Here is a 21,993-nt window from a genome sequence, read left to right on the forward strand (position 1 = left end):
CACTGTACGGAGATATAATGACAAATAAATTTAACACAAAAAATTATGATTACCTAATTGTTGGTGCTGGGCCGTTTGGAATGATTTTTGCTTATGAAGCAGCTAAACGTGGGAAAAAGTCACTAGTGATTGAAAAGCGACCATATATCGCCGGAAACATGCACACACATACAGAACATGGTATCACCGTGCATGATTTTGGTGCGCATATTTTCCACACTGACAATAAGGAAGTTTGGGATTATATTCGTCGGTTTGCTTCATTTAATGGTTATCAAAATCAAGTTGTTGCGAATTACAAAGGCACACTGTATAATTTGCCATTCAATATGAACACTTTTTACCAGATGTGGGGAACGAAGACACCCGACGAGGCTAAAGCTAAAATTGAGGCACAAAAGCAAGTCGCTCTTAAAGACCTTGGGGATAAACAGCCTAGCAACTTAGAAGAACAAGCCATTTCTTTGATTGGGACAGATATCTATGAAAAGCTGATCAAGGGATACACTGAAAAGCAGTGGGGTAGACCGGCAACAGAATTGCCAGCTTTCATAATTAAGCGTTTGCCAGTGCGTTTTATTTATGACAACAATTATTTTAATCACCGCTATCAAGGTATTCCGGTCGGCGGGTATACACAAATCTTTGAGCAAATGCTATCTGAGGCTGATGGCTTAGTAGATGTTTTGACAGACACTGATTTTTTTGACCATAAAGAAGAATTATTAGCTGAATTTCCACGTGTTTTGTATACTGGGATGATTGATCAATTCTTTGATTATAAATTTGGTGAGCTGGAATACCGCTCATTGCGATTTGAACATGAATTAATTGATTCTGAAAATTATCAAGGCAATGCGGTAATTAACTATACTGATGCCCAAACTCCCTACACACGTGTAATGGAGTGGAAGCACTTTGATGGCCTTGCGGATGAAGGCAAAACAATTATTACACGTGAATATCCACAAGAATGGAATCGTTCAAAGGAGGCTTATTATCCAGTGAACAACGATAAAAATACACAAATATATAAGCAATATGCCAAAGAGGCACGTCAAAATCACCCAGAAATTATTTTTGGTGGTCGACTCGGTAAGTATCGTTACTTTGATATGGATCAAGTATTTAACGACGCTTTAAACACAGTCCGTGAAGAGTTTAATGTGCCAGAATCGTTTAACTTTGCGCATGATGTTACTAAATAATATGCCTTTTTAGGCGTACATAGGATAAATTAGCAGGTTTGTATACAATGCAAGAAGTAAAAAATAGTCAACCAATATTTTCAATAGTGGTGCCTGTTCATAACGAAGAAGAGACGATTCAAATATTTTATGATGCAGTCCAGTCTTTGAAACAATCGTTACCAGTGACACTACACTATCACTTTGTTGATGATGGCTCAACAGATCAGACACTGTCCATATTACGAACGTTATCAAATCAAGATAGCAACGTTCATTTTTTGAGTTTCTCAAGAAATTTTGGTAAAGAAGCTGCATTGTATGCAGGATTACAACAAGCAGATGGTGATTTTGTTGCAGTGATGGATGTTGATTTACAAGATCCACCAGAATTGTTACCAGATATGTTGTCACCTGTGATGGCTGGTGAGTACGATGCTGTCGGGACTAGACGAGCTGATCGCAAAGGGGAAGCACGGTTGCGGTCGTGGTTTTCAGAACAGTTCTATGTTTGGATGAATAAGATTAGCCAAACGCAACTCGTGGACGGTGCGCGTGACTATCGTGTGATGACACGGCAAATGGTTGATGCCGTTTTGGACTTGAGCGAAAATCAAAGGTTTAGCAAGGGCATTTTTAGTTGGGTTGGTTTTAAAACAAAGTATCTACCGTTTGAAAATCGTGAACGTGTTGAAGGTGAAACATCGTGGTCATTTTGGGCATTGACGAAGTATGCCATTGAGGGTATTGTATCATTTTCAACAGTGCCGCTGACTTTCATCACAGTAGTGGGCTTTACATCATTTTGTTTATCTATTTTAAGTGCTATTTTTATTGTTTGTCGTGCGCTAATTGATAATCATAGTGTTGCAGGTTGGCCATCAATGGTCACAATTATTTTATTTATTGGTGGCATTCAATTATTGAGTTTAGGTGTTATTGGTCGATATATTGCGGCTATCTTCCTAGAGACAAAACGTCGCCCGATTTACGTTAAAAAAGAAGAAAAATAGAGACAAGAAGGATTAATTGTGAGACGAGTTATTACATATGGTACTTTTGATATGCTACATTACGGTCATATCAACCTATTAAAACGTGCTAAAGAATTGGGCGATTATTTAATCGTCGCTTTGTCAACAGATGAATTTAACTGGCATGAAAAGCAAAAGAAAACATATTTTTCATATGAAAAGCGTAAACAGCTGCTAGAGGCAATTCGGTATGTTGATTTAGTAATTCCTGAAACGTCATGGGACCAAAAAATTACTGATGTGTCGCTTTATCAAGTTGATACTTTTGTCATGGGTGATGATTGGCAGGGCAAATTTGACTTTATTCAAGAGCAGACTGATGCCAATGTTGTTTATTTGCCAAGAACGCCAGAAATTTCAACAACCCAAATTAAGCAGGATTTGAACACCAAAGATTTGGCGACAAATTATGATTCCAAGGCCAAGTAATTAAAAGACGCATACCGTCTTTTTTTATTGGTAGATGATGGTAAAAAATCATTTCAGTTCAAAGGACTTGATATGAACCCAGAGGAAACGAATATGCAGAAAAAAGTGACAGCAGTTATTGTGACGTACAATCGTCTCACACTGCTTAAGTCATCCCTTGCCAAAGTTTTGTTACAAACCACAACTGCATTAAAACATGTGATTGTTATCAATGGTGCGAGTACAGACGGCACACACGAGTATTTGGATACTTTAAATGATGACCGCTTGTTGGTTGTTCATCTTGAGAAAAATTTAGGCGGTGCCGGCGGATTTAATCAAGGAATACGTCAATTTTATGAACAAACGCGTGATAACTTTGTTTGGGTTATGGATGATGATTCGATGCCACGCAGTGATGCCCTAGCTAAGCTACTCTTAATGTTTGATAGCGTACCCAGAGCTGGTTGGGGTGCTAGCAAGGTAGAATGGCTAGACGGCAATTGGTCAAAAATGAATGTGCCAGGGGCGTTAAATACCAGTAACAATATACTGCAAGTGAGTCAGGATAATTTAATTGCAATTAAGCATGCTACTTTTGTTTCAACAATTTTTCGGCGTGAATTAATCGAAAAAATTGGTTTACCACAAAAAGAATATTTTATTTGGGGAGACGATATTGAGTTCACAGAACGTGCTACGCGGGTTATGCCAGGCTATTTCGTTAGAGACTCCGTAGTTGTTCATGAAAGCAAAAGCAATGCGAAGCCTGGTGATATTGTTGGGGAAACAACAGAAGAACGTTTACCACGTTATTTGTATGAATATCGTAATCGGATTTTGACTGCCAGACGCCGGCAGTCAAACATCAAACTCTTCAAAACATTAGCCCATAGTTCACTTGATTTTCTAAAAACATTGTTTTTACCAAGGATTACTTATCGGCAAAAGAAACTCAGTATCATTATTAAGGGCACATACCAGGGCCTATGGTTTCATCCAAGCATCGAATATGTGACGTATTCGAATGATCAACTGCTTAACAAATAATAACATCAGTGTTAGAATAATATTTAGTGAAAAATAATTGATATAGTATCGGATAATGGCCGATTGTTTCTAGCCAACACCTATGTTGGACTATCAAAAATATGAATTTGGTTCGCCCATCATGATTTTTGGTGGGCGAACTTTTGTGTCAATGGGAGAATTAAGCATCATGTCTAAATTTTTTAAATTAACTGAAAATAAAACCACTTTGCGTCGGGAGATTGTTGCGGGAATAACAACCTTTGTCTCCATGGCTTACATTTTTTTCTTGAATCCACAAATATTGGGTCAAGCTGGTATACCAGCACAGGCTGTTTTTTTGGCCGCCATTTTGGTTGCTGTTTTTGGTACATTGTTTATGGGTATTTTTGCTAATGTGCCATTTGCCCTAGCACCAGGTATTGGTATGCAGGCCTATTTTACTTACACCATTGTTTTTGGTTTTGGCTTCAGTTGGCAACAGGCCTTGGCCGTTGTTTTCTTGGTCGGCGTTGTTGATATTATTATTACATTAACTCATGGTCGACGTGCCATTGTAAAAGGCATTCCAACTGAATTAAAAGCGGCCATCGGCGGCGGTATTGGTCTGTTTGTGACTTATATTGGTCTGAAAAATGCTGGTTTTATTAATTATTTAGTTGATGCAGCAAATATCAAAACACTAAATGACAAGCCTTTTACCGGTAAAGCTTCCGGTGCCATCCACACACTGTTAGCTAATGGTGGTGTGACACCAGAATTGACAAAATTTAATCAACCAGATGTGTTACTGGCTTTAATTGGCTTTATCTTATTGCTTGTTTTAGTTATTCGTCGTATTCCTGGCGCTTTTTTAATAACACTAGTTGTCACAACAGTTATTGGAATTCCAATGGGTGTAACAAACACACATATTGCGCCAGGTACATCTATTGGCTCTGCTTTTAGCTCACTCGGGACAGTGTTTGGTCAAGCACTGGGTTCGAAAGGCATTGGTTCGCTATTTTCAGATTGGCATCATGCATCGCTAGCTATCGTGACAATTTTTGCCATGGGATTAACTGGATTATTTGATGCCATTGGTACTTTGATAGGAATTGGTAACCAGACAGGTATCTTTTCTAAGTCTGATACAAAAGCATTTGAAGAAGACAAAGGTTTTAATTCGAAAATGGATCGTGCGTTAGTCGTTGATACATTTACGACAGCCTTTGCTGGTATTGCTGGGACGTCTAATACAACAACATTTATCGAATCTGCAGCAGGCGTTGCTGCAGGGGCACGTACAGGTCTAGCAAATGTGGTCACAGCAGCAGGGTTTGCGCTCATGATTATTTTCGCACCATTTGTCGGTGTTGTGCCATCAGCAGCGACAGCACCACTGTTGATTTTGGTTGGCATAATGATGATGGGGGAATTTAAGAAAATTTCCTGGGAAAATCTTGAAGTGGCTGTACCAGCATTTTTCACCTCCGTTTTCATGGCTTTTTCTTATTCAATTTCTTATGGTATTGCTGCCGGCTTTTTGTTCTTTATTATCGTTAAGCTTGCCTTAGGTAAGTTTAAGGACATTTCACCTGTCTTATTGATTGTTTCTGCATTTTTCTTAATTAATTTTATTGTCCTTGCGTTCATGTAATCAGATTAATGTGAACATCCTTGTCTGCTATTTATCAAAAGAAAACCGCCTAAATGGTGGTTTTTTTGATACAATAATATTATGAAAACAGGAATAGTAAAAATTTGGCAAAAAGAACGTGGTTATGGCTATATTACGCCCGATGCCGGTGGTGAAGATGTGTTTGTGCACTTTAATGGCATTGATATGCCTGGTTTTAAGGCACTTAAGCAGGGAGAAAAGGTTAGCTATGTTTTAGTACAAGGCTATAAGGCACCTCAAGCAGCACAGGTCCAACCAATAATGAAGAAAGCTTCAGAAGTGTAATCATGGCAGAACGCGAAACGTTAGTTCAGCAAAACACTGTTTATCAGGGACCCATTTTTAGTGTGTCTCAGCAAAAAGTGCAATTAACCAATGGTAAGTATGCACAGCGCGATGTTGTGCGCCACGTGCCGGCGATTGCTGTATTAGCCTTATCAGATGATAATCATATCATTTTAGAAAAACAGTATCGTGCCACAATTGGTGATTTTATTTTCGAAATACCGGCAGGCAAGTTAGATGAACGTGATTTTGATCAACCTGAACATGCTGTACGACGTGAGTTAAATGAAGAATTACGTATGTCAGCAGGCATCATTGAGCACATCACGGGTTTTTACGAGACCGTCGGTTTTTCTGACGCCTACATGCATTTGTATTTGGCGCGCCAGTTACAACCAGTTGCGCCATCTGACCAATTGGCACGTGATTTTGGTGAATCATTAGATATTATTGAACTATCTTTTGATGACATGCAATTATTATTTGAACAGGGCAAAATAAACGATCAGAAAACTTTGACAGCTTTCTTGTATTGGTCGTATATACGAGGTTAGTATGTCTGAAGAACTATCACGTAGAGCAGCAAAAAAAGCGCAAAAGCAACGAGAAAAAGAACGAATTCGTGTTGAAAAAGCTTATGCAAAAGCACATCCAACACCAATAACTGTTGTCTCACCAGAGACACGAGAAGAAATGCGTCTAACACGTAAAGGCCGTTACGAACTGGGTTCTGATGGTAAGCTAACGCCTAATGGTAAATCAAAAAGACTCACACATCGCTACAATGTCACAATTATTATTTTGTTGCTGTTAATTATCGCAACGTATGCGTACTTTTTTTTCGTACATTAAGCTTGAAACATTTGATAGACCAAAAAATGAAAGGTATCACACACTATGAAAATCGGCATTATCACGCCAATGGCGGAAGAAAAAATATCACTTCTTGCTGCTTTGTCAGACACAAAAACGAAACAACATGGTGGTACTGAAATTACCACTGGACGGTACAAAAATCATGAAGTAATTTTAACTGAATCTGGAATCGGTAAAGTAGCAGCAGCATCAGCAACAACAGTTATGATTGATAATTTCAAGCCTGACCTAGTTGTTAATACAGGGTCTGCGGGTGCATTAGACCCAGCTCTGAAAATAGGAGATGAAGTTGTTGGAACGCGTATTGCCTACTCTGATGTCGATGTCACTGTCTTCGGCTATGATTTCGGGCAATTACCCAACAAACCATTGTATTATGAAGCAGATATTAATACGGTTGCTGATTTTGAGCAACTAACTGCTGTTAAAAAGGGCCTAATTGTATCAGGAGACCAGTTTGTTCAAGACGAGGCTAAGCAACGGATTTTGTCTCATTTCCCAGATGCACTTGTTGCAGAAATGGAGGCCGCTGCGGTAGCACAGGTTGCTTACCAATTTAACACGCCATTTATTGTGCTACGTGGCGTATCTGATTTAGCTAATGGTGACTCAGGTGTTGTATTTGATGATTATGTGATAGAAGCAGGTAAAGCCTCAGCTAAGTTATTATTGGCATATCTTGATAATAAAGCGTAACACAGGCCGCTATGCGGCCTTTTATCATTATTGTACAATAAACAAATAATAATAAAATATTGATAGATTAAGGATTTAAAAATGATAGCAAGCTATAATTATGACGCAATGGGTGATGTATTAGTGATTGTCTTGGCACCTAATGCTGAAAAGCAATCAGTAATGACAGTTGAACAAGTGACACGTATTCAAAATGATGAGACAAATGAGGCAACAGGTTTTAATATTCGTGGCCTCGGAAAAAAGTTGGGACTAGTTAACATTTCTGGTGGCGTAGCGCTGAATGACAAGCAAGTGGCATTAATCAATCAAGCGATTAGCATGGCTGGTTTTCCAGAAATGTTGGCAGCGACAGCCAGTAAATTAGTCATTGGTCGTGTTTTGACGATGGCGAAGCACCCTGATTCAGATCATTTACACGTCACAACCACAGCTGTGGCTGAAGATAAAACGCTACAAATTGTTTCAGGGTCACCCAATATGCAAGAGGGTATTAAAGTTGTTATTGCGCAACCTGGCACGATGATGCCTTCGGGTGCGATTATTTGGGACGGAGCGCTTCGCGGTGTGCCATCAAGTGGTATGATTGTATCCGGTCGTGAATTACAAATACCAGGTGCACCAGATAAGCCAGGGGCCTTGGTCTTACCTGAAGATTTTGGGCATATTGGCGAACCGTTTGATTTGACAAAGGCTCAGACGCTTTATAGTGATGGCTTAGTGGATATTGATTATTAATATGGCAAAAGATAGAATACAAAATGCACCACGTGTGTATCGTACATTAAATGATGAAAATACAGCATATAAGCGATTAATATTTGAATTGCGTAAAGGTGAACTACAATACTTTACTTTTGTGCCAAATGAGGAGAAATAATGACAAAAACATATTATTTTATTGGCATTAAAGGGACCGGCATGGGACCATTAGCACAGATTTTACATGACCAAGGAAATACGGTTTTGGGATCTGATATTGATAGCTATACGTACACGCAAGCACCTCTTGAGGCTGCAGGAATTAAGATTTTACCCTTTTCGGCGGATAACGTCGACCGCTACGCTGATGCTATCTTCGTACGAGGCAATGCTTTTAATGACGATCATGTTGAAGTTCAACGTGCCTTAACTTTGGGTGTTAAAATGATAAGTTACCCAGATGCTGTACAAGAACAAATTGCACAAACGACTTCTATTGCAGTAGCCGGTGCGCATGGCAAAACGTCAACGACGGGGCTATTAGCACACGTTGTTAAAAATATTGCACCCACCTCTTACCTTATTGGAGATGGTACGGGACGTGGTGTACCAAACTCTCAATTTTTTGTTGTTGAAGCGGATGAGTATCGACGACATTTCAAGGATTATGCGCCTGATTATGCAATTTTGACAAATATCGATTTTGACCATCCAGATTATTATGAAGATATCGATGACGTCACACGTGCCTTCTCTGATTTTGCAAACCATGTAAAAAAGGCTATTTTTGCATGGGGAGATGACCCCCATTTGCGTTTATTGCAACCAAAAGCAGACGTCTATTATTATGGCACTAACTCTGAGCAAGATGATTTTGTGGCAACCAATATTAGAAAATCAACGCAAGGATCGCATTTTGACGTTGTTTTTAAAGGACAATCTCTCGGCGAGTTTTCAGTACCACTATTTGGGCAACATAGTATTTTGAATGCGTTGTCTGTCATTGCGGTTGCCTATATGGAAAAAATGGACTTAAGTTTAATCAAATCATTTTTGATGACATATCAAGGTGTAAAAAGGCGATTTAGCGAAAAGCAAATCGCTGATATTACTGTAATTGACGACTATGCACATCACCCAACTGAAATTGATGCGACTTTGGATGCTGCTCGCCAAAAGTATCCTAATAAGCAAATCATCGCAATTTTTCAGCCACATACTTATTCACGTGTAATTGCTTATAAGGATGAATTTGCTAAAAGTTTGGAAGCAGCCGACAAAGTATATCTAGCAAATATTTTTGGATCGGCACGAGAAAAACAAGGGGCAGTGACTTCCGCAGAAATCGGTGCTGAAATTAGCAAATTCGGTGGCATTATTGAAGAAGACAACATGAGCCTGTTAATGCCATATGAAAACGCTGTAATGGTATTCATGGGCGCTGGTGATATTGAAAAATATGAATTTGCTTATGAAAAATTATTAGGGCAGTTACGTACAGACTTACAATAATCAAAGTGAGCACTTAGTATGAACGGATTCGCGATATACTAAGTGCTTTAATGTATCTTTAATATATATTTTGGTATAATGGAGATAACCAGAAATGGTAACTGGAGTAAATCCATTACTCGAAGAAACAACTGGGGAACAAAATGTAATGTGAGGAGACTCGAATGGATAATTTTAATTTTAATACACGTCGTGATGTGACGGGGATGGACGCTGGTATGCGGGCATTCTTTAAACAAACATATAGTTTTATGGGACTTGCTGTGTTAGTAACTGCGCTGACCGGATTCATTGTACAAAAGTTCTTTTTGGCACAAGTTTACGCTTTGATTGCTGGTAATTTAATTGGCACATTGGCTTTATTGGGTATTCAATTGTTGATTATCACAATGATTGGACGCGCAACTTTTAAGAACCCAGCAAGAGCATTTGGTTTATTAATGGCTTTCGCTGTCGTTGAAGGTTTAACCGTCGGCTTATTATTGGCCATTTATACTGGTGCTTCAATCATGATGGCCTTTGTTTCTGCGGCCGCAGTCTTTGGCGGTATGGCACTCTACGGTGTCTTTACTAAGCGCGACTTAAGCGGTATGGGCGGGGCACTGTTTGGCATGCTGATTGGTTTGTTTGTTGCCATGTTGATTAATATGTTTTTCCCAAATGGTATCGTGTCGTTGTTGATTTCGTTTGTCAGTGTTATTGTATTTTCACTTTATACAGCATATGATAATCAGTCGCTCAAAGTGATGTACAGTCAGTTTGCTGGTCAAGCAGATACAACCGGTTTAGCAATTAATGGTGCGTTACGTTTGTACCTTGACTTTATTAACTTGTTCTTTGCACTTGTTCGCATCTTTGGTGTTGCTGGTGGATCAAGAGATTAAGTTACCACAATTTATCAAGTAAAAGCAGCCTGTAGGCTGTTTTTTTGTTACACTAGAAAGTAGGTAAAGGAATATAAAATGACAAAAAAACTACTTTTAATTGATGGGAATTCATTAGCTTTTCGGGCATTTTATGCAATGTATAATCAGCTGGATCGCATGATTTCACATAAGGGTTTACACACAAATGCGCTTGTGGCCTTTAATAATTTTCTAGATCAAATTGTTGATCCCATGCAACCGGATTTGGCTGTTGTTGCATGGGATGCGGGATCAGGTAAGACAACTTTTCGTGGTGAACTGTTTTCTGAGTATAAAGATGGCCGCTCTAAAGCGCCTTCAGAATTCACTGAACAATTTCCATATCTTCGTGAAATGGTTGCATTACATGGTCTACGAAACTATGAACAACCGGGGTTGGAAGCTGATGATATCATTGGTACTTTTTCTCGTATGGGTGAACAGGCTGGTTACAACGTCATTATTGTTACGGGAGACCAAGATTTAACGCAATTGGCAACTGACAATATTACTGTTAATGTCACGAAAAAGGGAGTCACAGAAATTGAAGCTTTTACCCCAGACTATATTATGGAAAAATTTGAACTGACGCCAAGCCAGATTATTGAGAAAAAGGCGTTAACTGGTGATACATCAGATAATTACCCAGGTGTCACTAAAATTGGTGAAAAAACAGCTTTAAAACTGTTGAAGACCTATCACGATATTGATAACCTCTACAGTCATATCGATGATATGAAGCCTTCAAAAATGAAAGAAAACTTAATTAGCGATCAAGCATCAGCCTTTCGTGCCCGACAACTGGCAACAATTCTGACTGATGCGACGCTGGATTTGCCATTAGAAGAGTTAGAGTACCGTGGTATCGATTATGATAAGCTTGTACCATTCTATGAAAATATTGATTTCAAAAAGCAGCTGGCTAAAATTAAAGCCAGTCAAAAGTCAGGACAATTAGTGAGCCATAATCAATCGACAGAGCGGCCCTTATCAGTTGTTACCTTAAATGAAAATAATTTACGGGCAATCGCCATGATGGTTGATAAGGTGGCGGTTCATATTGAGATGAGTGGTTCAAATTATCATACAGCTGATATGATTGGTTTTGTGATTGGGAATCCCGTCACTGGTTATTATGCTAGTCGAGATATGTCGTTGTTACAGAAACCAGAATTACGTGCTGTCATCGAAAATGGGGACATTAAGAAGAATGTCTTCAATGTCAAAGCACAGTTAATTCTGTTTAAACGGTTAGGGGTCACCTTAAAAGGCGCGCAATTTGACTTTTTATTAGTCGCTTATCTTCTTGATACAACAGATAATGATAATGAGATGTCTACATTAGCACAGCGATTTGACGTTTATTTGACTGAAGACGAAGAAATTTATGGTAAAGGTGCTAAATATGCTGTTCCTGATGATGAGGGACTTGTCCTCATGCATTTAGCACATAAAGCTGATGCCTTGATACAGCTAGAAATGCCTGCTTTATCAGCACTGCAGAGTCATCAACAAACTCATTTATATACAGAAATTGAGTTGCCTTTAGCTCATGTTCTGGCTGAGATGGAGTACCAAGGCTTTAAGATTGACCGAAAACGTTTACAAGCAATTGGAGAAGATTTAGAAGCACGTATTCATACGATAGAAGAAGCAATCTATCTTGAAGCTGGGGAGCAATTCAATTTAAATTCACCAAAGCAGTTAGGCGTACTACTCTTTGAAAAAATGGGCTTACCGATTATTAAAAAAACTAAAACAGGCTATTCTACAGCTGTTGATGTGTTGGAAAAACTGGCATCACAAGCACCAATTGTCGAGCATATTTTGCAGTACCGTCAATTAGCTAAGATAAAGTCTACTTATGTTGAAGGGTTATTAGCGGTTGTTCACACAGAAGATAGTAAAATTCATACGCGTTTTTTACAAACATTGACGCAAACAGGGCGACTATCTTCTGTTGATCCTAATTTACAAAATATCCCTATGCGTACGGAAGAGGGCCGTCAAATAAGACGTGCGTTTGTCCCTAGTCAACCTAACTGGCAGATTTTTGGTGCTGATTATTCACAGATTGAGTTACGCGTATTAGCACATATTACCGGAGACCAGAATATGCAGCGTGCCTTTTTGAATGGCGAAGATATCCATGCTGAAACGGCACGTGCGGTTTTTGGCTTAGATAATAATGCGCCAGTTGATCCTTTGATGCGACGAACTGCTAAAGCTGTTAATTTTGGTATTGTTTATGGTATTTCCGACTATGGTCTGTCAAACAACTTAGGTATCTCTCGTGCTGAAGCCAAAAGATTTATTGAGACGTATTTCAAGGAATTCCCACAAATCCATGAATGGATGACAAAAATTAAAGCACAGGCACACGAACAGGGTTATGTTGAAACCATTGCTAAGCGCAGACGCTATTTACCTGAAATTAAATCAAAAAACTTTAACTTACGGAGTTTTGCGGAGCGTACTGCGATGAACTCGCCTATTCAAGGTTCAGCTGCTGATATCATTAAAATTGCTATGATAAAGGTTGCTGATGCTCTGAAAGACAATCAATTACAAGCAAATATGCTACTACAGGTTCACGATGAACTTATTTTTGAAGCACCAGAAGATGAGATTGAAACGCTACGAGACATTGTGACACGAGTAATGGATTCAGCGGTTGCTTTGGATGTGCCGATGCAAGTTGATAGCCATTATGGTAATACTTGGTATGATGCCAAATAAACGTACTGTATGTACGTTTTTTATTTACTGTTTTTCTTATGTTAGAAAACCTGACACGTATGTGCAAAATAATGCATTTTGCATTAAAATAAAAGTATGTTAACGGAGGTTGTCAAATGAGCGAACGTGAACTGAGAAGAAACTTAGCGATTTTACCCATAGGCACAGTACGTGAATTAACATTGTTGACAGATCGCCAAATTCGTTACTATGAACAAAATGAGTTAATAGCACCGAATCGAGGTAAAGGTGGACAACGACGTTATTCACTTAATGATGTTGATCGTTTACTTGAAATTAAAGATTTTTTGGATGCGGGTGATTCAATAAAAGATATTCAGGAAATTTTCGCAAAACAACGCCGTAAAGCAATCGAAAAGCAGGATTCAGAGTCAGCATTACGTCGATCATTGCAAAAAGAATTTGCACAGATTGGACGATTTGGTCGTTAGCTTCTATAGCATTTGTTGTCGTATGGTAGATAGGAAAGGGAAATCATGGCACGAAAGTCGTTTACAAAAGAAGAAATTAAAGCAATCATTGCAGATGAGAACGTGGAATTTATCCGTGTAACATTTACAGATGTTCTTGGTGCAATTAAGAATGTTGAAGTGCCAATCTCTCAATTGGATAAAGTTTTGGATAATAACCTAATGTTTGATGGGTCATCAATCGAAGGGTTTGTTCGAATTAATGAATCAGACATGTATTTGTATCCTGATTTATCAACATTTATGATTTTCCCATGGGCGACTGATAGCCATGGTGGTAAAGTTGCGCGGTTAATTGCTGATATTTATACATCTGACCGTGAACCATTTGCTGGTGATCCAAGACATGCTTTACGTAAAGTTTTGGCTGATGCCAAGGCTGAAGGCTTTTCTGCATTCAATGTTGGGACCGAGCCTGAATTTTTCTTATTTAAATTAGATGCCAATGGTAATCCAACAACCGAGTTGAACGATAAAGGTGGTTATTTTGATCTAGCACCGTTAGATATGGGCGAAAATGTCCGACGTGAAATTGTGTTGACATTAGAAAAGATGGGCTTTGAGATTGAAGCAGCGCATCACGAGGTTGCCGAAGGGCAACACGAAGTTGATTTCAAATATGCATCAGCACTTGAGGCCGCAGATAATATTCAAACGTTCAAGCTTGTTGTTAAAACAATTGCGCGCAAAAATGGTTATTTTGCCACATTTATGCCGAAGCCAGTTGCTGGGATTAATGGTTCTGGTATGCACACGAATATGTCGCTTTTCCGAGGCGATGCCAATGCTTTTGAAGATACGGCAGATGAGATGGGACTATCTAAAACAGCCTATAATTTCTTAGGTGGTTTGTTAGCACACGCCACAGCGTTTACAGCTTTAGCGAATCCAACTGTTAATTCATACAAACGCTTAACACCTGGGTTTGAAGCGCCAGTATATGTTGCCTGGTCTGCTTCAAATCGTTCACCAATGGTACGTGTACCAGCATCACGCGGTAAGTCAACACGTTTAGAATTGCGCTCGGTTGATCCTACTGCAAACCCTTATACTACATTGGCAGCAATCTTAGCAGCTGGTTTAGATGGTATTAAGCACGAGCTTGAGCCACTAGCTTCGGTTGATAAGAACATTTATTTAATGGATGAAAACGAGCGTGCACGTGCTGGTATCACTGATTTGCCAGATACATTGCTCGCAGCTGTGAGAGAATTGTCTCAAGATGACACCATCATTGCGGCAATTGGTAGTCACATTGCTGATAAATTTATCGAAGCCAAGAAAATCGAGTATACGTCTTACCGTCAATATGTTTCGAAATGGGAAACGGACGCTTATCTTGAGAACTACTAATCACTATGCATTCAATTTTATCTTTTAAAACATCTGAGTTACTGAAAAGCCACGACAAGTCGTTGCTTTTTTGTTATGATGAAAGAGGTGTTTTATTAGTCTGAGGAGCGTGTGATGATATGAAAAAAATCACAATCAATTGGCGTAAAGCCATGTTAATTACTGTCATTTTTTTGGCCAGTGCAGTAATTCAAGTGTTGGCATTGAATGCTTTTTTAATCCCCAATCAAGTGTTTTCAAGCGGATTTAATGGTATTGCACAGTTGCTATCCATTTTCTTTGCACAAGTTTTTCATGTCAATATTCAAACCGGAATGTTCATTATGATTTTTAATATTCCAATCGGTGTTGTTGGTTGGAAAATGATTGGCGGACAATTTACCATATTGAGTTTTTTAAATTCTATTGTGGTTTCGGTATTACAGATTTTTGCGCCAACGCAAGCACTTACGAGTGAGCCATTATTAGCTTCTCTATTTGGTGGCCTCTTGTTGGGTGTTGCCATAGGCTTAGCGATGCGATATGGTTTCTCTACCGGTGGTATGGATATTGTGGCAATGGTCGTTCAAAAGCGTACGGGTAAGTCGATTGGCGTCTTGATGAATGGCATTAATTTCGTGGTAGTTATTGTTGCGGGGACTTTTATTGGTTGGCAAAACGCACTGTTCACGTTAATTGGTATATACGCTACGGGTCGCGCAGTTGATGCCATTTATACCGGTTACCAGAAGATAACCGCTATGATTGTGACGTCTAAAGGTGATGATGTTGTCACAGCTTTGCATAAAGACTTAATTCGTGGTATTACGATTTTACCATCGAAGGGAGCTTACACAAAACGTGACTCAACAACGCTAATGATGGTTTTATCGCGTTATGAAATTGTTGAGATGCAAGAAATTGTTCATCGTACTGACCCAAAAGCTTTTATTAATTTGATGAGCACAGTCAGCGTATCTGGCGAATTTTTTGATGCAGACCGTCAATTACAAATGAAAAAAGCTGTTGCAGTACCAAAATTAGAAACGGTCAACGCACAGCTTGAAGCTGAGCAACAGCTTGAATCACAGTTAGATAAAATTGAAGAACAAAAAAAATAAGAAAAGAGTAACACAATGCCAATTGTACAAGTTGAATTATTAGAAGGTCGTACCCATGAGCAGTTAGCAAAAATGGTAAAGGATATTACTGATGTGATTGTTGAAGATGCTGGTGCAGCACGTGAAGCAGTTCATGTCATTTTACGTGAAATGCCAAAAGATCACTACTCAGTCGGTGGTGTTCTAAAAAGTGATCAATAAAAATAACAGATCAAAAAAACCTTTGCATTAAGCAGAGGTTTTTTTTATTCTGTTGATTCACGTACAACCAAATGACCGTTCATGATAACACGTTGAACATCGACTGGCTTGTCATCACGTACTTTTAGAAATAGCCGGTATAATTGTTTTCCAGTCTCATAAAAATTAAATTCAAAACTTGTGAGATTGGGAGACACTGTCTCACTAAAAAATGATTGTCCAAAACCAATAAATTTAGGATGTTGCTTTAAAGCGAAAGCGGACTGCATTGCACCAACGACAATACGGTCAGTTGCACCAATAACAAGATCAAAATCATCAGTTTGCATGGCTTGGTAGGAATCAGCCTTTGCAGTATCGAGTTTGAAATCTGTAATAATTTCCTGATGTGGTGTCTTAGCTAACGCTGCTTTAATGCCAACAAAGCGGTCATGTCCAACTGCCTGATCTATTTTTGTATCAACATTGAGTAGCAGTACATTTTTGGGGGCTAGGGTTTGAATGTACTGACCGACAGCTTTTCCTGCTGCTAAATCATCCATAATGACACGGTGAAAATTGGGCTCATCCTGACCTTGAATGACAATTGGTAAGGGTGAGGCTTTTAAGACATCACGAATTTCGTCTGTTAAGTTAGCAGTCAATAGAATAATACCACCCACATTTTGAGAATGGAGCTTTTCAATAGCCGCAAGTTCCCGCTTAGCATCCTGATAAGCATTGACAATTAAGAAGGTGTCATCCTTGTTGAGATCATCAAGTCCGCGTAACATATCTGATTGGGCAATTGAATCTAGTCTAGGGACTATGACACCAATTGTATGATTTTTTTGCTGCTTTAGGCTTTGTGCGAATGTGTTAGGGGTGTAATTGTATTGTGCCACAATGCGATCAATTTTTAGTCTGGTATGCTCACTAACAGAACCGCCATTCAAATAACGAGAGACGGTACTTTTGGCGACATTGGCTATGGTTGCAATGTCATTAATTGTAACTTTCTTATTCATACTGTTAATCATATCAGAAAAATAGCATTTTTATTGTCACATATTTGTAACAAAACAAGCGCTTGCAAAATAATATGTAAGCGGTTACAATAATAGTGTAATAAAGAACCGGTTCCGTAGTCACACAATATTAGCATAAGCCAGTAATTGAGTTTACGCTGATGAGCAGAGTAGAGGAAATTGTTATGAATTATAAAGAAGTCGCCAAGCGCGTTGCTGATGCAGTCGACAAGGAAAATATTATTGCTGCGGCGCATTGTGCCACTCGTTTGAGATTGGTTGTCAAAGATGTCAAGAAAATCGACCAAAAAGCTTTAGATAATGATCCTGATTTAAAAGGCACATTTAATGCTAACGGTCAGTATCAAATTATCGTTGGACCTGGTGATGTCAATGGTGTTTACGATGCGTTTGTTAAATTAACTGGTGTTAAACAAGCTTCAACTGACGATTTAAAGCAAATTGCTGCATCGTCAGGTAAGCAAAATCCATTAATGGCTTTGATTAAAGTGTTATCAGATATCTTTGTACCATTGATTCCAGCCTTGGTAGCCGGTGGTTTGCTGATGGCATTGAACAATATTTTAACTGGTGCTGGCATGTTTGGTCCAAAATCACTTGTTGAAATGTTTCCACAGATTACAGGATTAGCCCAAATGGTTAACCTTATGGCATCTGCACCATTTGCCTTCTTACCTATTTTGATTGGTATCACGGCTACACGGCGTTTTGGCGGTAGTGAAATTCTTGGTGCTGCAGCGGGTATGATGTTGGTGATGCCAAGTTTGATTAATGGTTATAGTGTTGCTGAAGCGGTAGCGAGCGGTAAGATGCCAACATGGGATTTGTTTGGTCTGCATGTTGCACAAGCTGGCTATCAAGGTCAAGTGTTGCCAATCATCGGTGTAGCCTTTATCTTAGCTAATCTGGAAAAGTTTTTCCATAAGCATTTAAAGGGTGCAATTGACTTTACGTTCACACCAATGCTATCTATTTTAATTACAGGGTTCGTAACATTTATTGTGGTTGGACCTATCTTGCGTATTGTATCTAATGGGATTACGGATGGTTTGACATGGCTTGTCACAACATTTGGCTTTATCGGCTATGCCATTTTTGGCTCATTTTACTCAGCGATTGTTATTACTGGTTTACATCAAAGTTTCCCAGCTATCGAAACGCAATTACTGGCTAACATTTCTAAAACGGGTGGCGACTTCATTTTCCCAATTGCTGCTTCAGCTAACGTTGCGCAAGGCGCCGCTACATTTGCGATTTATTTCTTGGCTAAAGGTAACACAAAGTTGCGTGCCTTATCATCTTCAGCTGGTGCATCAGCTATGTTGGGTATTACAGAACCTGCGCTGTTCGGTGTCAATTTAAAATATAAGTTCCCATTCTTTATTGCCCTTGGGGCATCAGGTGTGGCTAGCTTAGTGATGGGATTGTTCCATGTTATGTCATCATCATTAGGACCTGCTGGTTTGATTGGCTTTATCGCAATACCTGCTAACAAATGGATTGGCTTCTTTATCGCCATTGCCATTAGCTTTGCGCTATCATTTGTTGTGACATTAATGTACGGTCGTTCACACATGCCAAGTGATAGTGTGAGCACAGATGTCGATAATACAGTTGTAGCAGACCAAGTATCTGGTTTTAAAGTTGATGCGCCTGTTGCTGGTCAGTTGGTTGATATCAAGACAGTTAGTGATGCCGTGTTCTCAAGTGGTATGATGGGTGAGGGTGTAGCGATTGAACCATCAGGGGACGAAATTATAGCACCTGCTGATGGGGAAATTACAGTTGCATATGCTACTAAACATGCTTATGGCTTAAAAACTGCTGATGGCGTTGAAGTATTGATCCATATCGGTATTGATACTGTTAATTTGGCAGGAAAAGGCTTTGAAAGTCAAGTTGTTCAAGGACAGCAAGTTAAAAAGGGTGATGTTTTAGGAACTTTTGATAAGCAAGTCATTAGTGACGCTGGTTATCCGGTCACAACTATGGTGATTGTTACAAATACTAAGACATTTAAAACAGTTGTATTAAACCAACCATTTGGTGCTAATGTAGCGTCTAATGATGTGATTATCACAGCTGTTCCGGAAACTGCTGCACAGACTGCCGTTACGGCATAATTTTGAGGAGTATAGATGTTAGTTACAAACGATGAAGTTGCCTTTGAAGCGTATCACTTATATCCCACGACTGGGCTGTTAAATGATCCAAATGGCCTAGTATTTTTCAAAGGAAAATATCATGTGTTTTATCAGTGGAATCCAAAGGCATGTAATCATAAATACAAGGAGTGGGGTCATTTTATATCAGATGATCTAAAATCTTGGCAACGTGTTGAGACAGCCTTAAAACCATCACTTGATAATCTTGACAGTGCAGGTATATATTCGGGGGCAGCGTTTGTGCACGATGATCGTCTATATGTTTTTTATACTGGTAATGTAAGAGATAGCGCAGGCCATAGTATTAAATCGTCACAGATGTGGGCGGTGAGTGATGATGGACTAAACTTTGAAAAGCTTGGTGAATTATTTCCTCACCCTCAGGGTTTTACAAAAGATGTTCGTGATCCAATGGTGTGGCAAGGTAAGAATGGGCATTATTTCCTTATCTTAGGTGCGCAACATGACAATCAAGTGGGGGATATTATTGCTTACGAGTCCACTGATTTCAAAAATTGGCTTTTCCGTGGTTCAATTTTAGGTGACCAATTGCAAGATGTGCGAGGCTATATGCTAGAATGTCCAGGATATATTGAGGTTGATGGTAAGCAAGTACTCATGTTTTCGCCGCAAGGGCTGGAACCAGATACGAAAAATCATCGGTATGAAAATATTCATAATACAGGTTATGTTGTGGGCCATTTTGATGAAGCAACTGTCAAGTTCCATGTTGACACCGACTTTAAAGAAGTGGATCAAGGATTTGAATTTTACGCACCGCAAACAATGGTTGCACCAGATGGACGTCGTATCATGTGGGGTTGGGCTGGCATGATGACGCCTGACAGAGAGGCGGCAGTGCCGACTATTGCAGATAAATCATGGGTTCATGTTCTAAGCGTACCACGTGAACTACACGTCAATAGTCAAAATGAGTTGGTTCAAAGACCAATTGCAGAAGTGCTTTCACCAACGTTATTAACAGATTTTGATCAACTACAAGTTGGTCAATACCGCATTATATCAGCAGAGGATTGGACAATAAAGTTAAGTCAAAATGCTGAGTTAAAGCGTGTTGGTAACACCGTGGTCTTTTCAAGACGACAATGGGAGACAGAAGGCATTGAAACCAGACAAATAACAGGAAATGTGAGTCAATTGCTATTAATACTTGATATTGACGTGTTGGAAGTCTATACTGAAGACGGACTTGCCGCAATGACAAGTAGATGGTTTAAATAGCGTTTACGGAAAAAATAATAATTAATAGAGGGTAAATCATGGGATTATTAGGTGCAATTGAAGCAGGTGGCACAAAGTTTGTGGTCGCCGTAGCAGATGAAAATTATAATATCGTTGAACGGACAGCATTCCCAACATTAGACGGGGAGAAAACATTAGATCAAGTTATTGCGTTTTTTGACCGATTTGACAATATTGATGCTATTGGTATCGCTGCTTTTGGACCAATTGACATTGTGAAGGGATCAAAGACATACGGTTATGTTTTGGCTACGCCAAAACATGGTTGGTCAGGCTATAATTTCTTGGGTCGTATGAAGGCTTGGCGTGATATTCCTTACTTCTGGACAACAGATGTGAATGGTGCTGGTTGGGCTGAGTTTGAGACTGGTGCTGCCAAAGATGCTCAAAATATGGTTTACTTGACAGTAGGTACGGGCGTTGGGGCTGGTATTGTGTCAGGTGGCAAATTGGTGAGTGGTTATGGGCACCCAGAAGCTGGACATATTTTCTTGCAAAAGCATCCTGAAGATCACTATGAAGGTCATTGCCCATTCCACGGGGATAATTGTTTGGAAGGCTTGGCAGCTGGTCCAGCAATTGAAGCGCGTTGGCATAAGAGTGCTAAAGAAATTCCTGACGGAGATAAGGCATGGGAAATTGAAGCCTTTTATCTAGCACAAGCAGCGCTAGACTATACCATGATTTTGCGACCAGAAAAGATTGTTTTTGGTGGTGGTGTGCCACATCGCGAAACCTTATTCCCATTGATTCGTGCGAGTTTTGCTGAACAAATGAGTGATTATTTAGATGTACCTGATTTAGAAGATTACATTGTGCCAGTAGCTAACGGCGATAACGCTGGTATTCTTGGTTGCTTCTATTTGGCTAAAACATTGTTGTAAAAAAATAAACGTCCTTCATCATTTATGAGGGACGTTTATTTTTTTTTAATGCCTGTAGTGCCATATAATGGGCGCCATGATTTTCTTTTTCTGGTAACCACTGACTAATAACCAAAGAATAGGGTGTCAATAACTGAATAATTTCTTCTAATAAGGGCTGATAGTGCTTAGCGTACTTTTTATCAAGACTGTCAATTAATATTTTTGAGTCACTAAATATTCTGATGGTTTCCGATGTTTCAGCCACCTTAACTTGTTTTAAAGCCCAAATTAAAGCAAGAAATTCAGCTTCATGATTATCTGTCGTATAAAATAAGTTTGATTTTATTTGCTGCTGTTGTTTATGGTGTATCAAGACTGCGCCACCGGCACTGATACCACTTTGAGGCTCTCGTGCAGCGTCGAAGTAAAGGGTTAACATATTGTTGATTTCTCCAAAACTAAGATTTATTGTGCGCTGTTTTCATAGAAATGA

General features: G+C 39.2%; 23 protein-coding genes and 1 riboswitch. Of the genes, 21 read left to right on the top strand and 2 right to left on the bottom strand.

The window, feature by feature from the left end:
* Window positions 1–17 precede the first annotated feature (17 nt).
* From glf to FGL72_RS02275, 18 genes are all read left to right on the top strand, one after another.
* Window positions 18–1,208 carry a UDP-galactopyranose mutase gene (gene glf, locus FGL72_RS02190; RefSeq protein WP_004901024.1) on the top strand — a complete coding sequence of 397 codons (1,191 nt, stop codon included), beginning with the start codon at window positions 18–20 and terminating at the stop codon, window positions 1,206–1,208.
* A gap of 47 nt (window positions 1,209–1,255) precedes the next feature.
* Entirely contained in the window at window positions 1,256–2,200 is a 945-nt protein-coding gene (locus FGL72_RS02195; protein WP_004901022.1) for a glycosyltransferase family 2 protein, read from the top strand.
* Between the two features lie 18 nt (window positions 2,201–2,218).
* Window positions 2,219–2,650, top strand: coding sequence for a glycerol-3-phosphate cytidylyltransferase (gene tagD, locus FGL72_RS02200; RefSeq protein WP_004901020.1), 432 nt, complete (start codon window positions 2,219–2,221; stop codon window positions 2,648–2,650).
* 72 nt (window positions 2,651–2,722) lie between these two features.
* Window positions 2,723–3,679: a glycosyltransferase family 2 protein gene (locus FGL72_RS02205; protein ID WP_085698733.1), complete on the top strand. Its 957-nt coding sequence runs from the start codon at window positions 2,723–2,725 to the stop codon at window positions 3,677–3,679.
* Between the two features lie 18 nt (window positions 3,680–3,697).
* Window positions 3,698–3,792: riboswitch (purine riboswitch) on the top strand.
* Between the two features lie 56 nt (window positions 3,793–3,848).
* Window positions 3,849–5,297 (top strand): NCS2 family permease, encoded by a 1,449-nt coding sequence (locus tag FGL72_RS02210; RefSeq protein WP_004901018.1) that lies wholly within the window; start codon window positions 3,849–3,851, stop codon window positions 5,295–5,297.
* Between the two features lie 81 nt (window positions 5,298–5,378).
* Window positions 5,379–5,603 carry a cold-shock protein gene (locus tag FGL72_RS02215; RefSeq protein WP_004901017.1) on the top strand — a complete coding sequence of 75 codons (225 nt, stop codon included), beginning with the start codon at window positions 5,379–5,381 and terminating at the stop codon, window positions 5,601–5,603.
* Between the two features lie 2 nt (window positions 5,604–5,605).
* Window positions 5,606–6,157 carry an NUDIX hydrolase gene (locus FGL72_RS02220; RefSeq protein ID WP_004901016.1) on the top strand — a complete coding sequence of 184 codons (552 nt, stop codon included), beginning with the start codon at window positions 5,606–5,608 and terminating at the stop codon, window positions 6,155–6,157.
* Between the two features lies 1 nt (window position 6,158).
* Entirely contained in the window at window positions 6,159–6,455 is a 297-nt protein-coding gene (locus tag FGL72_RS02225) for a hypothetical protein (protein ID WP_004901015.1), read from the top strand.
* A 45-nt stretch (window positions 6,456–6,500) separates the two neighbouring features.
* On the top strand, window positions 6,501–7,175 hold the full coding sequence (locus FGL72_RS02230; RefSeq protein ID WP_004901014.1) for a 5'-methylthioadenosine/adenosylhomocysteine nucleosidase: 675 nt from the start codon (window positions 6,501–6,503) through the stop codon (window positions 7,173–7,175).
* Between the two features lie 81 nt (window positions 7,176–7,256).
* Window positions 7,257–7,913: a YtpR family tRNA-binding protein gene (ytpR, locus tag FGL72_RS02235; RefSeq protein WP_004901012.1), complete on the top strand. Its 657-nt coding sequence runs from the start codon at window positions 7,257–7,259 to the stop codon at window positions 7,911–7,913.
* 1 nt (window position 7,914) lies between these two features.
* The gene (locus FGL72_RS02240) at window positions 7,915–8,055 is read left to right on the top strand and encodes a hypothetical protein (protein WP_004901010.1); all 141 of its coding nucleotides are present in this window, start codon (window positions 7,915–7,917) and stop codon (window positions 8,053–8,055) included.
* Window positions 8,055–9,389, top strand: a complete 1,335-nt coding sequence (gene murC / locus FGL72_RS02245; protein ID WP_004901007.1) for a UDP-N-acetylmuramate--L-alanine ligase — start codon at window positions 8,055–8,057, stop codon at window positions 9,387–9,389. Before FGL72_RS02240 ends, murC begins: the two co-directional genes overlap by 1 nt.
* A gap of 164 nt (window positions 9,390–9,553) precedes the next feature.
* On the top strand, window positions 9,554–10,273 hold the full coding sequence (locus FGL72_RS02250; protein WP_004901002.1) for a Bax inhibitor-1/YccA family protein: 720 nt from the start codon (window positions 9,554–9,556) through the stop codon (window positions 10,271–10,273).
* A gap of 78 nt (window positions 10,274–10,351) precedes the next feature.
* Entirely contained in the window at window positions 10,352–13,033 is a 2,682-nt protein-coding gene (polA, locus tag FGL72_RS02255; RefSeq protein WP_004901000.1) for a DNA polymerase I, read from the top strand.
* A gap of 116 nt (window positions 13,034–13,149) precedes the next feature.
* Entirely contained in the window at window positions 13,150–13,485 is a 336-nt protein-coding gene (locus FGL72_RS02260; RefSeq protein WP_004900997.1) for a MerR family transcriptional regulator, read from the top strand.
* A gap of 45 nt (window positions 13,486–13,530) precedes the next feature.
* Window positions 13,531–14,877, top strand: coding sequence for a type I glutamate--ammonia ligase (gene glnA / locus FGL72_RS02265; RefSeq protein WP_004900994.1), 1,347 nt, complete (start codon window positions 13,531–13,533; stop codon window positions 14,875–14,877).
* A 119-nt stretch (window positions 14,878–14,996) separates the two neighbouring features.
* Complete coding sequence (locus FGL72_RS02270; RefSeq protein ID WP_004900991.1) at window positions 14,997–15,977, top strand: YitT family protein; 981 nt, start codon at window positions 14,997–14,999, stop codon at window positions 15,975–15,977.
* A 15-nt stretch (window positions 15,978–15,992) separates the two neighbouring features.
* A complete protein-coding gene (locus FGL72_RS02275) occupies window positions 15,993–16,178 on the top strand; it encodes a 2-hydroxymuconate tautomerase (RefSeq protein ID WP_004900989.1) in 186 nt (61 codons plus the stop codon).
* 44 nt (window positions 16,179–16,222) lie between these two features.
* Here the strand turns inward: FGL72_RS02275 and FGL72_RS02280 are convergent, their stop codons facing one another.
* Window positions 16,223–17,185, bottom strand: a complete 963-nt coding sequence (locus FGL72_RS02280; RefSeq protein WP_004900986.1) for a LacI family DNA-binding transcriptional regulator — start codon at window positions 17,183–17,185, stop codon at window positions 16,223–16,225.
* A 185-nt stretch (window positions 17,186–17,370) separates the two neighbouring features.
* Between FGL72_RS02280 and FGL72_RS02285 the strand changes: the two genes are divergently transcribed.
* The 3 genes from FGL72_RS02285 to FGL72_RS02295 are packed head-to-tail and all read left to right on the top strand — an operon-like array spanning window position 17,371 to window position 21,518.
* Complete coding sequence (locus FGL72_RS02285) at window positions 17,371–19,329, top strand: sucrose-specific PTS transporter subunit IIBC (protein ID WP_085698735.1); 1,959 nt, start codon at window positions 17,371–17,373, stop codon at window positions 19,327–19,329.
* Window positions 19,330–19,344: 15 nt separating this feature from the next.
* Complete coding sequence (locus FGL72_RS02290; RefSeq protein WP_085698737.1) at window positions 19,345–20,613, top strand: glycoside hydrolase family 32 protein; 1,269 nt, start codon at window positions 19,345–19,347, stop codon at window positions 20,611–20,613.
* Between the two features lie 38 nt (window positions 20,614–20,651).
* Window positions 20,652–21,518, top strand: a complete 867-nt coding sequence (locus tag FGL72_RS02295; protein ID WP_004900979.1) for an ROK family protein — start codon at window positions 20,652–20,654, stop codon at window positions 21,516–21,518.
* Window positions 21,519–21,540: 22 nt separating this feature from the next.
* Here FGL72_RS02295 and FGL72_RS02300 read toward each other — a convergent pair whose 3' ends face one another.
* Window positions 21,541–21,939, bottom strand: coding sequence for a ribonuclease HI family protein (locus FGL72_RS02300; protein WP_146992504.1), 399 nt, complete (start codon window positions 21,937–21,939; stop codon window positions 21,541–21,543).
* Window positions 21,940–21,993 lie beyond the last annotated feature (54 nt).

The organism is Leuconostoc citreum, from assembly GCF_007954785.1.
In the GTDB taxonomy this organism is placed as follows: domain Bacteria; phylum Bacillota; class Bacilli; order Lactobacillales; family Lactobacillaceae; genus Leuconostoc; species Leuconostoc citreum.

Bases quoted from the DNA above. Each gene is read 5' to 3' on its own strand.
- glf (WP_004901024.1), top strand. From the start codon at position 18: ATGACAAATAAATTTAACACAAAAAATTATGATTACCTAATTGTTGGT.
- FGL72_RS02195 (WP_004901022.1), top strand. From the start codon at position 1,256: ATGCAAGAAGTAAAAAATAGTCAACCAATATTTTCAATAGTGGTGCCT.
- FGL72_RS02205 (WP_085698733.1), top strand. From the start codon at position 2,723: ATGAACCCAGAGGAAACGAATATGCAGAAAAAAGTGACAGCAGTTATT.
- FGL72_RS02210 (WP_004901018.1), top strand. From the start codon at position 3,849: ATGTCTAAATTTTTTAAATTAACTGAAAATAAAACCACTTTGCGTCGG.
- FGL72_RS02215 (WP_004901017.1), top strand. From the start codon at position 5,379: ATGAAAACAGGAATAGTAAAAATTTGGCAAAAAGAACGTGGTTATGGC.
- FGL72_RS02220 (WP_004901016.1), top strand. From the start codon at position 5,606: ATGGCAGAACGCGAAACGTTAGTTCAGCAAAACACTGTTTATCAGGGA.
- FGL72_RS02225 (WP_004901015.1), top strand. From the start codon at position 6,159: ATGTCTGAAGAACTATCACGTAGAGCAGCAAAAAAAGCGCAAAAGCAA.
- FGL72_RS02230 (WP_004901014.1), top strand. From the start codon at position 6,501: ATGAAAATCGGCATTATCACGCCAATGGCGGAAGAAAAAATATCACTT.
- ytpR (WP_004901012.1), top strand. From the start codon at position 7,257: ATGATAGCAAGCTATAATTATGACGCAATGGGTGATGTATTAGTGATT.
- FGL72_RS02240 (WP_004901010.1), top strand. From the start codon at position 7,915: ATGGCAAAAGATAGAATACAAAATGCACCACGTGTGTATCGTACATTA.
- murC (WP_004901007.1), top strand. From the start codon at position 8,055: ATGACAAAAACATATTATTTTATTGGCATTAAAGGGACCGGCATGGGA.
- FGL72_RS02250 (WP_004901002.1), top strand. From the start codon at position 9,554: ATGGATAATTTTAATTTTAATACACGTCGTGATGTGACGGGGATGGAC.
- polA (WP_004901000.1), top strand. From the start codon at position 10,352: ATGACAAAAAAACTACTTTTAATTGATGGGAATTCATTAGCTTTTCGG.
- FGL72_RS02260 (WP_004900997.1), top strand. From the start codon at position 13,150: ATGAGCGAACGTGAACTGAGAAGAAACTTAGCGATTTTACCCATAGGC.
- glnA (WP_004900994.1), top strand. From the start codon at position 13,531: ATGGCACGAAAGTCGTTTACAAAAGAAGAAATTAAAGCAATCATTGCA.
- FGL72_RS02270 (WP_004900991.1), top strand. From the start codon at position 14,997: ATGAAAAAAATCACAATCAATTGGCGTAAAGCCATGTTAATTACTGTC.
- FGL72_RS02275 (WP_004900989.1), top strand. From the start codon at position 15,993: ATGCCAATTGTACAAGTTGAATTATTAGAAGGTCGTACCCATGAGCAG.
- FGL72_RS02280 (WP_004900986.1), bottom strand. From the start codon at position 17,185: ATGAATAAGAAAGTTACAATTAATGACATTGCAACCATAGCCAATGTC.
- FGL72_RS02285 (WP_085698735.1), top strand. From the start codon at position 17,371: ATGAATTATAAAGAAGTCGCCAAGCGCGTTGCTGATGCAGTCGACAAG.
- FGL72_RS02290 (WP_085698737.1), top strand. From the start codon at position 19,345: ATGTTAGTTACAAACGATGAAGTTGCCTTTGAAGCGTATCACTTATAT.
- FGL72_RS02295 (WP_004900979.1), top strand. From the start codon at position 20,652: ATGGGATTATTAGGTGCAATTGAAGCAGGTGGCACAAAGTTTGTGGTC.
- FGL72_RS02300 (WP_146992504.1), bottom strand. From the start codon at position 21,939: ATGTTAACCCTTTACTTCGACGCTGCACGAGAGCCTCAAAGTGGTATC.